Source organism: Pediococcus siamensis, assembly GCF_047220215.1.
In the GTDB taxonomy this organism is placed as follows: domain Bacteria; phylum Bacillota; class Bacilli; order Lactobacillales; family Lactobacillaceae; genus Pediococcus; species Pediococcus siamensis.
Map to the genome: position 1 here is coordinate 776,671 of NZ_CP178375.1, position 13,077 is coordinate 789,747.

Sequence of the window (13,077 nt, forward strand, 5' to 3'; positions counted from 1 at the left end):
AGAGATCAAATCGATTTGAATGAGATTTGATCGGTCGTCACGACCGTTATTCAATTAAGAAAAACTAGCAGTAGTTTTTAAATTTGGGTGGTACCACGAAGACTTCGTCCCTTGCGACGAGGTCTTTTTTTTTCGATTAAAAAAAGGAGTGAGTGTACATGCGAGTTAAAGATACTTTGAATTTAGGCAAAACTAAGTTTAAAATGCGCGGAAATTTGCCGGTAAATGAAGCAAAAAGAGAGCAAGTGTGGGCAGAAAATAAGGTTTATGAACAACGACAAAAATTAAATGAAGGAAAACCAACCTTTGTTTTGCATGACGGACCACCATATGCAAACGGCAGTATTCACATGGGCCATGCCATGAACAAAATTTCGAAGGACATTATTGTCCGCTACAAATCCATGTCTGGGTATCGAGCACCTTATGTTCCCGGATGGGATACGCATGGCCTGCCAATTGAACAGCAGCTTACCAAAGAAGGCTATGATCGCAAGAAAATGTCCACTAGTGAATTTCGTAAGTTGTGCCGTGAATATGCGCTAAAACAAGTTGAGATGCAGAAGAAGGACTTCAAACGCCTGGGTGTTGCTGGTGAATGGGACAATCCTTATTTAACATTAAAACCGGAATTTGAAGCGCAAGAAATTCGAACGTTTGGGAAAATGGCTGAAAAGGGCTTGATCTATAAAGGAAAGAAACCAGTCTTCTGGTCATGGTCTTCCGAGTCTGCAATGGCCGAGGCCGAAGTTGAGTATCATGATGTGACGTCGCCATCAGCGTTTTTTGCTGAACAAGTTGTTGATGGCAAAGGTGTTTTGGACACGGATACTTATTTGGTGGTTTGGACGACAACGCCATGGACCATTCCAGCTTCTGAAGGAGTTACTATCGATGCTGATTTTGACTATGCCGTTGTGCAACCTGCAGGCGAAACCCGCAAGTTTGTCATTGCAGCTGAATTGGTTACTGATGTGGCAGAAAAGTTCAAATGGGAAGATGTAAAAGTTCTCAAAACTGTTAAGGGTGCTGATTTAGATCGTGTCCTAACGCAACATCCTTTTTATGAGGATCGGAAATTGGTTGTCATGCTTGGCGATTTTGTGACGTTAGATGCCGGAACTGGCTTGGTGCACACGGCTCCCGGTTTTGGTGAAGATGACTTCCGTGTCGGAATGCAGTATGGGCTAGATATCTTGGTTCCCGTAAATGATCAGGGGTATATGACTGATGAAGCAGGCCAAGACTTTGCGGGTGTCTTTTATGAGGATGCCAACCAGATTGCGTTAGATAAGTTGAAAGCTGCAAACCTGTTGCTTGATTATATGCCTTATAAGCATAGTTATCCTTTTGATTGGCGGACGAAAAAACCAGTCATTTTCCGAGCAACGCCACAGTGGTTTGCTTCGGTGGATAAAATTCGTGATCAAATTTTAAACGCCATCGATGACGTGCAATTCTCACCGGATTGGGGTCAAAAACGACTTTATAATATGATTCGGGACCGTGGCGATTGGGTCATTTCTCGTCAACGTGTTTGGGGTGTGCCGCTACCTATTTTTTACGGTGAAGACGGCGAAGCTATTATGACGACGGAAACCATTAATCATGTTGCGGACCTATTTGCGCAGTATGGATCGGATATTTGGTTCGAACGAGAAGCCAAAGATTTATTGCCAGACGGATTTACTAGCGAACATTCACCAAATGGTAAATTTACTAAAGAAACAGACATTATGGATGTTTGGTTTGATTCTGGTTCTTCACATCAGGGTGTCTTGGCAGAACGCGACTACCTTACCTATCCTGCTGATCTTTACTTGGAAGGCTCCGACCAGTATCGTGGATGGTTTAATTCAAGTTTAATCACGAGTGTGGCTGTCTCCGGTGCCGCTCCTTACAAACAAGTCCTATCGCAAGGTTTCACTTTGAATAGTGAAGGCCACAAAATGAGTAAATCGTTGGGAAATGCAATTGCACCTAACGAAGTGATTAAAAAGATGGGGGCCGAAATTGTTCGTCTGTGGGTGGCTTCTGTTGATTCCTCCTCAGATGTGCGTGTTTCGATGGAAAACTTCGCCAAAATTTCTGATAGTTATAAGAAATTACGAAATACTTTGCGTTATCTATTAGCAAATACGACGGATTACGATCCTAAACAAGATAAAGTAGCGTTTGAAGATTTACAGACGGCTGATCAATACATGCTCGTCAAGTACAACAAACTAGTTAAAGTGCTCCGTGACGATTATGAGAAGTATGATTTTCTTAATATCTACAAACGGTTGATGAACTTTGTAATTACTGACCTCTCAGCATTTTATCTGGATTTTGCTAAGGACGTTGTCTACATTGACCCAGAAAACAGCCATTCACGGCGTTCTATGCAAACGGTCTTTTACGAAATTCTAGTCGGTTTAACCAAATTGCTAACACCAATTTTGCCGCACACAACAGAAGAAATTTGGGAGTATCTAAAGGAACCAGAAGCATTCGCGCAACTGGCTGAAATTCCTGCAGCTCAGACATTTGCAGATCAAGAGACAATTTTTGATAATTGGGAGCGATTCAAGGCGGTCCGTTCAGACGTTTTGAAAGCCTTGGAAGAAGCTCGTGATAGCAAGATGATTGGGAAGTCAATGGAAGCTAATGTCACGCTTTATGCTGGTGAGGAAACAAAGCAGCTTTTAGAGGCTTTGCATACAAATTTGCGCTTATTGCTAATTGTTTCTAAATTGACGGTTGCGGACTTAAGTGAAGCTCCTGAAGATGTAGATCACTTTGGGGATGTGGCGGTCAAAGTCGAAGTCGCCCAAGGCAGTGTTTGTGCGCGTTGTCGCATGACGAAGACTGATATTGGCAGCGATTCAGCTTACCCACAATTGTGTGCACGCTGTGCCAAAATTGTTCGTGAAAACTATCCTGAAACTGTTGAGGCTGGTTTGGAAGACTAGTCAATTCAATGAGTAACCTCGCAATCCCGTGGCTTAAATGGCGGGTTGAAGCGGGGTTATTTTTATGGCGAAATGCTAGAAAGAGCGGTAATTAATTTACTTTTTCTTTAATTATCAGTATGATACTTAAAGAAGTAGCTTCACCATGCGATAATTAAGTGAGATGTTAGGAAGGCGATAAAATGGAACATGGCGTCGTCAAAAGTTTTAATCAAGAAAAAGGTTATGGATTTATCACCCTTGATGATGGTACAGAAGTGTTTGTTCATTACTCAGCAATTGAGGGGTCGGGGTTCAAAACACTTCAAGTCGGTGATTCCGTGACGTTGATGGTTGTGCAAGGTGCTAAAGGCCTCCAAGCGGTTAAGGTCTCTTTACTTGAGTCACCGGAGAATCAGCACAATTGAAAAAATTAGGAGAATTACAAAAATGGATTTTGAAGAAAAAGTAGTTAAAAATGAACCACGTTATCACGGTGCAATTATTGACGTTTACCAACAGACGGTTAAACTCCCAAATGGTGACTTAGCAAACCGGGATGTTGTCTTGCATCAAGATGCAGTAGCGATCCTAGCCATTACCAAATCTGGGAAGGCCATCTTCGAAAAGCAGTGGCGTGCACCGATTAAAAAAGTAACGCTCGAAATTCCAGCCGGAAAGGTTGAAAAAGGAGAATCGGCAGAGTCAACGGCAGTTCGAGAACTGAATGAAGAGACGCGTTATCAAGCGGGGCAGATGCGCCGGGTTGCTGGGTTTTATTCCACCCCAGGGTTTGCCAACGAGTATATGACACTCTATCTGGCTACCGATTTACAACCAGTTGAAACAGCCTTACCACAAGATGCAGACGAACATTTGCAATTGTTCGAATTGTCTTTGGATGAGGCATTGGCAGGGGTTGAAAATGGCACCATTGAAGATGCAAAGACGGTTTGTGCGATTTATTATTGGCAAACTCTAAATAAGTAGGTGAGTTCTGTGAAGGATGAACAAGAAGAAGGCTTAACAAGAGAAGACTACCAGCGTCAAAAGCAAGCTGAAAATGAACGTTTTGAAAAGCGGGATCGGAAACGGGTCCAGGTTGAAAAAGAATATGCCAGAGAGCATGGCGGTGAAATGCCAGAAACTGACGATACTAATGTGAGAAGTTCAGCAGAACGAAAGAGTCGCAACTTGGGACATCGGTTGAATTGGATTATTTTCGGGTTGATTGTCGCAATTGTGATTGTGTATTTAATATTATTTTTTGTGAAATGAGGATAACTAATGAAATATGGTGTCATTTGTGCAATGGATGAAGAAATTAATAGTTTGCACAGTGCTTTGAAGGTTACAAAGGAAAGCAATATTAATGGAATTACATTTTATGAGGGCACTATCAACACGACAGAAATTGTGTTGGTTCGCTCGGGAATTGGGAAAGTAGAAGCGGGAATTACGGCGGCACTGCTGGTGACCAATTTTAAAGTGGATGCACTCATCCATTCTGGTTCGGCCGGTGGTATTGGGCAGGGCTTAGCGGTTGGCGATGTCGTTATTTCTACGCAGACACTGTATCATGATGTTGATGCAACTGCGTTTGGCTACGAGCTGGGGCAATTACCAGGCCAGCCAGCACGCTTTGATGCTGATCAAGCGTTGATAAACGAAATAACGGTTGCCGGTCAACAAACCGGATTGACCATTAAAAAAGGCTTAATCGTGACTGGTGATCAATTTGTAAGCAGTCAAGCACAGATTCAGACCATCTTGACCCATTTTCCGGATGCGTTATGCTGCGAGATGGAAGGCTGTGCCATTGGCCAAGTCGCACATCAATTCAACGTCCCGTTTGTTGTGATTCGCGCGATGTCTGATGTCGGTGATGAGGATGCTGGACAGTCGTTTGATGAGTTTATTATTGAAGCTGGCAAACGATCTGCGCAGATGTTACTCGCGTTGTTTTCAAAGAAATAAGGGTAAGATAGGGGAATCAAGGAATGAAGCAAGTTTATTTTGATAATGCAGCCACAACTCCCATGGCTCCTGAGGTTGTTGAGAAGATAAGTACAGAAATGAGCCAAAATTTTGGAAATGCTTCAAGTACGCATGCCTTTGGGCGTAAAGCCCGCATGGTACTTGACCAAAGTCGCCAAATTATTGCGGATAGTATTCACGCGAAGGAAGATGAAATAATCTTTACCAGTGGTGGTACGGAAAGCGATAATACGGCCATTATTCAAACAGCGATTGCGCGAAAACAGTTGGGTAAACACATCATCACCACTGCAATTGAGCATCCGGCTGTTCTTAAACCAATGGCTTATTTAGAATCACTGGGGTATGAGGTGTCCTACTTACCAGTTGATGAAAATGGCCTGATCCAAATGGCCGATTTGAAAGCTGCTTTACGACCTGATACAATCCTTGTGTCCATTATGACCGGAAACAATGAGGTCGGCAGTCATATGCCCATCCATGAAATTGGCGAGCTTTTAAAAGATCATCAGGCTTGGTTTCATACGGATGCTGTTCAAGCTTATGGCCTACTAGATATTGATGTCAAAAGAGATCACATTGATTTGATGTCAACTTCTGCCCACAAACTGAATGGTCCTAAATTTTTAGGATTTTTGTATAAACGAGATGGGATTAATTTCCCTAGTTTTCTCAAGGGTGGCGAACAAGAAGACAAGCGCCGGGCAGGAACCGAAAATGTTCCTGGGATTGCAGGTTTTGCCGAGGCTGTCTCGCTCTTAAACACCCATACGAAAGCAGCGTTGCAGGCGAAGTATCAAGGGTTTAAAGAGCAAATTGTCGCAGGCCTTAAGCAAGCAGGAATTGATTTTGAAATTAATGGGTCACTGGACCCTAATAACCTCCAGCATGTCTTTAATATCTGGATTAAGGGAGTTTCGACTTACGTCATGCAAACCAATTTAGATCTGAACGGCATTGCGGTTTCGGGCGGATCGGCATGCACGGCTGGCAGTTTGGAGCCTTCGCACGTATTGATTGCGATGTATGGTAAGGATTCCCCACGAATTGGCGAATCAATTCGAATCAGTTTTGGTAAGTACAATACAACAGAGGATGTGGATTATTTGATTCAGAACTTGGTTCAAATCATCCAGCGTTTAAAAATGAAGGAGGCTGTTCAGTAATGGCATTTACAACCAAGGTAAAAGTTGATGGTGATACAGAAACATATGAAATTAGTCCTGAGGTTAAAAAGTATACTTTGAGGGACCTGGGCTTTATTGTGTCAAATGGCGGCAACTTTGTTTTTGAACGCTCTCTGGATCCAACTTCTCCTTACAAACAGGGAAATAAACTGCGGATCATCTTTGCAAAAGACTTAAGCGGTTTTAAAATGTCCGTGACGACGTCAAATGGGTTAAAACGGGTAAACATCTTCAATAAAGAAAATGACCAGCCATTAGTCGAGCAGTATCATTATATTTTAGATGATATGGTGGCACGCCAAGTCTTTGTTAAAAGCTAAACGCAGCCAACTCCAAAACGAGTTAGCTGATGTTGGAGCATAAAATTAACAGTTTTCCATATAAAACAACAATCCTGGCTTAGGATGGTTGTTTTTTATTTTTAATTTGAGGATATTTTTTGAGCATGAAAGTTGTAAATCCTTTTCTGAATTTGCTTCCTTTGTTATAATGGGCGTTACTGGATGTTGCGACCTTCAATCGTAGATTCTCCAGAATCTGATAGAAATGATGGTGATTTTAATGACAGACAATAGCAAGACTCGTGTTGTTGTAGGCATGAGTGGTGGTGTTGATTCGTCAGTTGTAGCTTATTTGCTCAAGCAACAGGGCTATGATGTTGTCGGGGTGTTCATGAAAAATTGGGATGATACCGACGAAAATGGTTTTTGTACGGCAACCGAAGATTATAAGGATGTGGCGAAAGTAGCTGCTAAGATTGGCATTCCTTATTATTCTGTAAACTTTGAAAAAGAGTATTGGGATCGTGTTTTCACATACTTTTTGGATGAATACAAGAAGGGCCGTACCCCAAATCCAGATGTGATTTGCAATAATGAAATTAAATTTAAGGCCTTTTTGGACTACGCCATTAGTTTAGGTGCAGATTATGTGGCTACTGGCCATTATGCCAAACTGGTGCGTGATGAAAATGGCCATCAGCATCTCCTGCGCGCTGAGGATATGAATAAGGACCAAACATACTTCCTGAATCAGTTAACCCATGAGCAGTTAGATCACGTGATGTTCCCATTAGGTGGTATGGTTAAAGCTAAAGTCCGTAAAATTGCTGAAAAGGCTGGTCTTGCAGTTGCTAACAAGAAAGATTCTGTCGGAATCTGCTTTATCGGCGAGAAAAACTTCAAGGAATTCTTGGGCAATTACCTGCCTGCCAAGCCAGGTAAAATGATGACTGTTGATGGTGAAGTTAAAGGTGAGCATGCTGGTTTGATGTATTACACAATTGGCCAGCGTCGCGGACTTGGAATTGGCGGCGGAAGCCAGAATAACGATCCTTGGTTTGTGATTGGTAAAGACCTCAAAAAGAATATTCTTTACGTAGGTCAGGGCTATCATAATGAACATCTTTATGCTGACCAACTTGTGGCATCTGACTTGCATTTTGTAAACGATATTGCCGATCGCGGGGAGTCATTCCGTTGTACAGCAAAATTCCGTTATCGGGCAATGGATGTTGACGTGACAGTCCACTTCAATGAAGATCGCACACAGATGACTGTTGATTTTGATGATCCGGCACGTGCAATTACACCTGGTCAGGCAGTTGTTTTGTATGATGGTGAGGAGTGTTTAGGTGGCGGCATTATTGACGCTGCTTATAGCGATGCTAAGATTTTACAGTATATCTAAAATTTTATGATGCGGTCGTAAGCAGTAAACCACCAGAATCAGAAATGGTGGAACACGGTGTTTTAACTTCATGCGTCACAATGGAAGCCGAATGATTCGTTCTTTGAATCATTCGGCTTCTATCGTTAAGTCAGGCAGGTCGTTTTTTTTTGCGATTGCGCCTGTGAAAGTTTGGAGACTTGAAGCGGCCTGGAAGCGTTATCCCGGCCGCTTCTTTTTGAATTTTGGCGCGGAGACTGGCATAATAGTTTTAGCTAAAGATGAGAAGGAAGATAAAGTTGACAAAATTATATTTTATACGCCACGGAAAAACAGAATGGAACGAAGAAGGCCGATATCAAGGGGCACGAGGGGATTCGCCTTTGCTTAAAGAAAGCTATGCGGAAATTCATGCGTTGGCACACCATTTGAGTTTAACCCCTTTTCGCCATATCTACGTGAGTCCTGTAAGGCGCGCACGTGTGACTGGCAGCACGTTGCAGCATGATTTAGACGATCTGCAGGGTCACGCAACCCCCTTGTCGATTGCCAGTCGGTTACGGGAGTTTAATTTGGGTAAAATGGAAGGCATGAGGTTTAGTGATGTCCAAAAACGATACCCGCGTGAATTTGAGGATTTTAGAAATCACCCGGATCAGTACGATCCACGTCAGATTCAAGGAGAATCCTTTCCGCAACTGATTCAACGGATGCGTCCTACTATTGCCCGAATTACCGACATTTATCGCCAACCAACGGATAATGTTTTAATTGTCAGCCATGGGGCAGCTTTGAACGCATTGATTAATACGCTTTTGGGCGCCGACTTAAAGGACCTACGCAAACGTGGAGGACTTTCCAATACCAGTACAACAATTTTAGAGACCCTCGATTTAGGGCAAAGCTTTAAATTGCTTAAGTGGAATGATACGAGTTATATTGCTCGGCACTTGGACCCAACGGACACAATTTAGGGAGTCAAAAAATGACAGAAAAAAATTCAAAGCGCGATTTTGCAAAAAAAAAGGCGCAAGCGGCAGCTAAGCACCTTGTTTCGGCTATTGACGCCGCACCTGATGATTATAAACGTTATTACAATTTAGGTGTATTTCTGACCCAGGCCAATAGTTTTGATCAGGCCGAGGAACTATACGTCAAAGCGCTAGGACGCTTTCACGACAAAAAACAAGCACAGAATTTATTGCACTATGGCCTTGGAAATGCTTATTATGAAGCAGGCGAGTATCAACAGGCATTGACACAATTTCAAGCAGTCCATGATGAACAGTTAAAGGCAGAAGCCTACCAAATGATTGCTCAAACTTATATGGCTCAAGATGATTATAAAACGGCGTTGGCATTTGCACTGACGGCTCAGGCCAAACACCAGCAGGATGCCACTATTAACGGTCTTATTGGGGAGATTTTTTTGGCATTGGGAGATTTCGAGCATGCCAGGACGTATTACGAGCAAGCTTTGGCAGCCGATAGTAAAAATGGTAAATATCAATTTGAGCGTGGTATCATCGCGTTGGTGCAAGGAGAAGAGCACGCCGAGAGGTACTTTGAACGGGCCAAAGAATTAGATCCCGCCTATTATCAAAAGGGCCAACAACGCTTAGCCGATATTGAACGGTTTGTACAGACGAAAACGAAAGATTCAGATAAAAAGGATGAAAGCTAATGGCGAGTGAATCACTCAACTTATTTGACAGCGTCCCACAGGAGGAGCCGGGCTCACAAGCTAGGCAACAATTTGTGGTGGGCAAAGTTGCGGCAACCTTTTTTTCCAGTCCAGATAGCTTTTATAAAGTTTTGCTAGTTAAAATTTCTGAAACAAATATCGACTGGCATGAAGATGAAATTGTGGTAACTGGGAGTTTCGGAGATGTCCGTGAGGAGCAAACCTATCGCTTTGTCGGAAAAACCGTCACGCATCCCAAATACGGCACGCAATTCCAGGCGCTTAATTATGAGAACGCCACACCGACTACCAAAGAAGGGTTAATTGCTTATTTAGCCGGTGAAGAATTTAAGGGTATTGGTAAAAAAACGGCCGAAAAAATTGTGGCTTTGCTGGGAATTACGGCGATCGATAAAATTATTAATGATCCAGATGTGTTGGCACCTTTGCATTTAAAAAAAGAGTTACAGACAAATTTGATCGCAAAGCTGAAAGCTAATAACGGGATGGAACAAATTATCATCGGGTTGAATGGCTACGGTTTTGGGAGCCAGTTGGCGGCAAGTATTTACAACCATTATCGCGAGGAAACGCTGGATATTCTTCACAAAAACCCTTATCAGTTAATAGAGGATATTGAGGGGATTGGCTTCAAAAAAGCCGACCAAATTGCCGAAACCTTAGGCATTGCCTCTGATTCGCCAGCACGCATCGATGGCGCCATTTTGACGGCGCTCAATGACTTGAGTGCCACGAATGGGGATACGTATACGGATGCCAAAACACTTTTAAAAACAACCTTATCACTCTTGGAAAATAGTCGTAATGAGGCTATTGATCCGCAAAAATTAGCAGATGAATTAATTGATTTAGCTAAGTCTGGTAAAGTCGTTGGTGAGGAAAACCGAATTTACTTGCGTAGCCTGTTCGAAAGTGAATGGCAGATTGCCGAACATTTAAAACGGTTAAATGAAGCTAAAGAGACCCATCAGTTTGCGGAAAACGAAATTGCCACTGCGATTGATTTAGCTGAAAAGCAGTTTCAGATTACTTATGATCACTCACAACGACAGGCACTCACACAAGCGATGCAATCAAAATTATTCCTGCTGACGGGCGGTCCCGGCACAGGCAAAACGACCATAATTAACGGAATTGTAAAAGTGTTTGCGACCTTAAATGAATTTTCACTTGATGTCAACGATTATTGTGAAACCCCGTTTCCAATCCTTTTGGCGGCGCCCACTGGACGAGCAGCTAAACGCATGAGTGAAGTTACCGGGTTACCCGCGAGTACCATTCATCGCTTACTGGGCCTAACTGGACGGGAAAGCAATCCTGATCAAGAAACCAAAGATCTAGAGGGGGGCCTTCTGATTGTTGACGAAATGTCAATGGTAGACACCTATTTATTTAAAACGTTAGTCCGCGCGATTGCCAATCAAATGAAAGTTATTCTGGTCGGTGATAAGGACCAATTGCCTTCCGTGGGACCTGGTCAGGTTTTTCATGACTTGCTGGCCAGTTCTACCATTTCTAAAATTGAATTGACAAAAATTTATCGTCAGGGAGATCAATCCAGCATTATACCTCTAGCTCATGCGATTAGGGAAGGACATTTACCAACTGATTTTGCACAAAATCAAGCAGACCGGTCGTTTATTCCTTGTCCGACTAATCAGATCGAAAGTGTGATTACCCAAGTCGTCAAAAAAGCGGAACAAAAACATTTTACTGCCCAAGACATTCAGGTGCTTGCTCCCATGTATCGAGGGGTAGCAGGAATTGATCGCCTGAATGTGGCTTTACAGGCTATTCTTAATCCTAAAAAAAGTGCCAGAACAAAGGAAGTTGAATTTCGGGGCCAACATTTTCGAATTGGGGATAAGGTTCTGCAGCTCGTCAATGTTCCTGAAAACAATGTTTTTAATGGTGACATGGGGATTATTAAGAGCGTTATTTTGGCTGGCGATAAAGATAATACTGATAAACAAGACAAGTTGGTCATCGCCTTTGACCAGTCCGAAGTGACGTACGCACGAAAAGACTGGCTCCAAATTACTTTAGCCTACTGTACCTCAATTCATAAGGCACAGGGGAGTGAGTTTAAGATGGTAATTTTACCGATGGTGCCGCAGTACTCACGAATGCTTCAGCGTAATTTATTGTATACCGCCGTTTCACGGGCAGAGTCGCTTTTGATTTTATTGGGTGACCAAAACGCTTTTGAACGATGTGTTCAGAATTTAGCTGTTAATCGGCAAACAACTTTAACACAGCGGTTGCAGACAACATTTTCGGGCTCAAAACCAGAAATAAAATTAAAAGAAACAAGTAAAAAAAATGAAGAGCCACAGCCCTTATCTGAAACAGGCGGTGCGCCAGGGATGACTGATGAGCATCGCTTGACGACTGCAAAGGTCCTTAGTCAAGCAATTGATCCGATGATTGGGATGGCCGGTATCACACCACAGAGCTTTATGAAAGCATAGGGTATTGCGCTTTTGCTAAAGGACTGCGATAATAGTATCGAGTAAAATTGATAGTTTTTGATGGAGGAAATCATGGCAGCAGATAATGCTAAACAACGCATGAAAATATTTGCATTAAATTCAAACCGACCACTGGCTGAAAAAATTGCACGCGAAGCAGGGGTCACGCTGGGAAAAGCAACCGTCAAACATTTTAGTGACGGTGAAATTCAGGTTAATATTGATGAAAGTATCCGGGGAGCGGAAGTTTATGTCATTCAATCAATTTCGGATCCCGTAAACGATATGTTATTGGAACTTATGATTATGGTAGATGCGCTACGACGGGCGAGTGCCAGTCAGATCAATGTTGTCATCCCTTATTATGGGTATTCACGCCAAGACCGCAAAGCCCGTTCGCGAGAGCCCATTACAGCCAAATTGATCGCTGATTTACTCGAAATGGATAAAATTACCCGGGTTGTGACAATCGACCTCCATGCTGCCCAGATTCAGGGATTCTTTGATGTTCCTGTAGACCATTTGGTTGCCGCACCATTGTTGGCTAGTTATTTCACGGATCACAAGATTACGGATAATCTTGTGGTTGTTTCGCCAGATCATGCTGGTGTTTCAAGGGCACGAGCGATGGCAGACTTGTTGGGGTCACCCATCGCAATTATCGATAATCGTAATGTCGAGTCCAGCGAATCACTGGATGAAATTCCGACCGAGATTATTGGTGAAGTAAAAGGAAAGACCTGCATTGTGGTTGACGACATGATTGATACGGGTACCCGGATTACGATTTCTGCTACAGCACTCAAAAACGCGGGGGCAACCAAAGTTTACGGATGTGCCACCCACGCCATCTTTTCAAAACGGGCGTCAGAAATTTTGCAAAATTCACAATTAGAAAAAGTTGTTGTGACGGATTCCATTCGGATTGATGAGGAAAAACAGTTTCCAAAATTAGTGCAGATGTCGGTGGGACCACTTGTTGGGAACGCGATTAAAATGATTCATCATAATGAACCGTTGGAACCTTTATTTAGAAGTTCTTTAAAAGATTAAAACTAAAATAAACTCCGTTTGTGCGCTATCGGTGTCCTATAGCGCGCATACCGGGTTTATTT

The 13,077-nt window shown here is 42.8% G+C and carries 12 protein-coding genes; all 12 read left to right on the top strand.

The window, feature by feature from the left end:
- The first annotated feature begins 158 nt into the window (after positions 1-158).
- The 12 genes from ileS (at position 159) to ACLJJ6_RS03835 (ending at position 13,015) form a co-directional block, all read left to right on the top strand.
- Positions 159-2,954 carry an isoleucine--tRNA ligase gene (gene ileS, locus ACLJJ6_RS03780; protein ID WP_412990095.1) on the top strand — a complete coding sequence of 932 codons (2,796 nt, stop codon included), beginning with the start codon at positions 159-161 and terminating at the stop codon, positions 2,952-2,954.
- A 182-nt stretch (positions 2,955-3,136) separates the two neighbouring features.
- Positions 3,137-3,361 (top strand): cold-shock protein, encoded by a 225-nt coding sequence (locus tag ACLJJ6_RS03785; protein WP_412990096.1) that lies wholly within the window; start codon positions 3,137-3,139, stop codon positions 3,359-3,361.
- A gap of 22 nt (positions 3,362-3,383) precedes the next feature.
- Positions 3,384-3,923 (top strand): NUDIX hydrolase, encoded by a 540-nt coding sequence (locus ACLJJ6_RS03790; protein WP_412990097.1) that lies wholly within the window; start codon positions 3,384-3,386, stop codon positions 3,921-3,923.
- 9 nt (positions 3,924-3,932) lie between these two features.
- The gene (locus ACLJJ6_RS03795; RefSeq protein WP_412990099.1) at positions 3,933-4,211 is read left to right on the top strand and encodes a hypothetical protein; all 279 of its coding nucleotides are present in this window, start codon (positions 3,933-3,935) and stop codon (positions 4,209-4,211) included.
- A 9-nt stretch (positions 4,212-4,220) separates the two neighbouring features.
- Entirely contained in the window at positions 4,221-4,910 is a 690-nt protein-coding gene (locus ACLJJ6_RS03800; RefSeq protein ID WP_412990101.1) for a 5'-methylthioadenosine/adenosylhomocysteine nucleosidase, read from the top strand.
- 23 nt (positions 4,911-4,933) lie between these two features.
- A complete protein-coding gene (locus ACLJJ6_RS03805) occupies positions 4,934-6,097 on the top strand; it encodes a cysteine desulfurase family protein (RefSeq protein ID WP_412990102.1) in 1,164 nt (387 codons plus the stop codon).
- Positions 6,097-6,438 carry a DUF1831 domain-containing protein gene (locus ACLJJ6_RS03810; protein ID WP_412990104.1) on the top strand — a complete coding sequence of 114 codons (342 nt, stop codon included), beginning with the start codon at positions 6,097-6,099 and terminating at the stop codon, positions 6,436-6,438. The genes ACLJJ6_RS03805 and ACLJJ6_RS03810 overlap by 1 nt, the downstream gene beginning before the upstream one ends.
- A 241-nt stretch (positions 6,439-6,679) precedes the next feature.
- Entirely contained in the window at positions 6,680-7,807 is a 1,128-nt protein-coding gene (gene mnmA, locus ACLJJ6_RS03815; protein WP_412990424.1) for a tRNA 2-thiouridine(34) synthase MnmA, read from the top strand.
- A 278-nt stretch (positions 7,808-8,085) separates the two neighbouring features.
- Positions 8,086-8,760, top strand: coding sequence for a histidine phosphatase family protein (locus ACLJJ6_RS03820; protein ID WP_412990105.1), 675 nt, complete (start codon positions 8,086-8,088; stop codon positions 8,758-8,760).
- Positions 8,761-8,771: 11 nt separating this feature from the next.
- Positions 8,772-9,470, top strand: coding sequence for a tetratricopeptide repeat protein (locus tag ACLJJ6_RS03825; RefSeq protein WP_412990106.1), 699 nt, complete (start codon positions 8,772-8,774; stop codon positions 9,468-9,470).
- Positions 9,470-11,962, top strand: a complete 2,493-nt coding sequence (locus ACLJJ6_RS03830; RefSeq protein WP_412990107.1) for an ATP-dependent RecD-like DNA helicase — start codon at positions 9,470-9,472, stop codon at positions 11,960-11,962. The genes ACLJJ6_RS03825 and ACLJJ6_RS03830 overlap by 1 nt, the downstream gene beginning before the upstream one ends.
- Positions 11,963-12,034: 72 nt before the next feature.
- Positions 12,035-13,015, top strand: coding sequence for a ribose-phosphate diphosphokinase (locus ACLJJ6_RS03835; RefSeq protein WP_412990108.1), 981 nt, complete (start codon positions 12,035-12,037; stop codon positions 13,013-13,015).
- Positions 13,016-13,077 lie beyond the last annotated feature (62 nt).

Bases quoted from the DNA above. Each gene is read 5' to 3' on its own strand.
- mnmA (WP_412990424.1), top strand. From the start codon at position 6,680: ATGACAGACAATAGCAAGACTCGTGTTGTTGTAGGCATGAGTGGTGGT.
- ACLJJ6_RS03835 (WP_412990108.1), top strand. From the start codon at position 12,035: ATGGCAGCAGATAATGCTAAACAACGCATGAAAATATTTGCATTAAAT.
- ACLJJ6_RS03825 (WP_412990106.1), top strand. From the start codon at position 8,772: ATGACAGAAAAAAATTCAAAGCGCGATTTTGCAAAAAAAAAGGCGCAA.
- ACLJJ6_RS03785 (WP_412990096.1), top strand. From the start codon at position 3,137: ATGGAACATGGCGTCGTCAAAAGTTTTAATCAAGAAAAAGGTTATGGA.
- ACLJJ6_RS03810 (WP_412990104.1), top strand. From the start codon at position 6,097: ATGGCATTTACAACCAAGGTAAAAGTTGATGGTGATACAGAAACATAT.
- ileS (WP_412990095.1), top strand. From the start codon at position 159: ATGCGAGTTAAAGATACTTTGAATTTAGGCAAAACTAAGTTTAAAATG.
- ACLJJ6_RS03800 (WP_412990101.1), top strand. From the start codon at position 4,221: ATGAAATATGGTGTCATTTGTGCAATGGATGAAGAAATTAATAGTTTG.
- ACLJJ6_RS03805 (WP_412990102.1), top strand. From the start codon at position 4,934: ATGAAGCAAGTTTATTTTGATAATGCAGCCACAACTCCCATGGCTCCT.
- ACLJJ6_RS03790 (WP_412990097.1), top strand. From the start codon at position 3,384: ATGGATTTTGAAGAAAAAGTAGTTAAAAATGAACCACGTTATCACGGT.
- ACLJJ6_RS03830 (WP_412990107.1), top strand. From the start codon at position 9,470: ATGGCGAGTGAATCACTCAACTTATTTGACAGCGTCCCACAGGAGGAG.